Origin of the sequence: Levilactobacillus koreensis JCM 16448, assembly GCF_001435525.1 — a bacterium.
Lineage (GTDB): Bacteria > Bacillota > Bacilli > Lactobacillales > Lactobacillaceae > Levilactobacillus > Levilactobacillus koreensis.
The window spans coordinates 1-549 of sequence record NZ_AZDP01000094.1 but is presented as its reverse complement, the minus strand read 5'-3'; the positions used below and the strand labels follow the sequence as shown (position 1 = coordinate 549).

General features: G+C 44.1%; 1 protein-coding gene. It reads left to right on the top strand.

Annotated elements, in window-relative coordinates; translation table 11 throughout:
* A partial coding sequence (locus FC99_RS08500) for an IS982 family transposase (RefSeq protein WP_156639356.1) occupies positions 1-518 on the top strand: 518 nt, incomplete at its 5' end.
* Positions 519-549 lie beyond the last annotated feature (31 nt).

Below are 549 nucleotides of genomic sequence, written 5' to 3'. Positions count from 1 at the left end.
GAAGCAACCAAGCTAAGGTTCTAAGAGGCATCGCCAATAAGGGCTACAACGCGACCAAACAAATCTACTATTATGGCTTCAAATTGCATGCCGTAATGACTAATCAAGGATACTTTGTGAACTGGGAACTAACGCCAGCTTCCGTTGATGACCGTAAGCCTGTCGAAGAACTACTACTTGAAACTCCAGCTGAAGAAGTGTTGGCGGACGGCGGATACTTAAGCCGACCGGAACAACAAAAGCTTAAGAACTACCATATTCATCTCTGGTTTCCTTTGCGGAAGAACATGTTGGGCAATAAGCAAGTCAATTCCGCACTGCTTAAAAATCAACGACGACATATCGAAACTGGTTTTGAAAATCTTAATAAGGTTGGACACTTTGAACATCCAGGAACCCTTACACTACGCGGATTAGAAAGCCGACTAAATGCTTTGTTTCTCTGGAATGCACTTAAGGTCCACGACCAGTTGACCCATGGACGGAGTGGCCTCAAAGTTAGCGATGATTGGGGATAAACATAAATGTTACAAGACTAGCACTACGCGT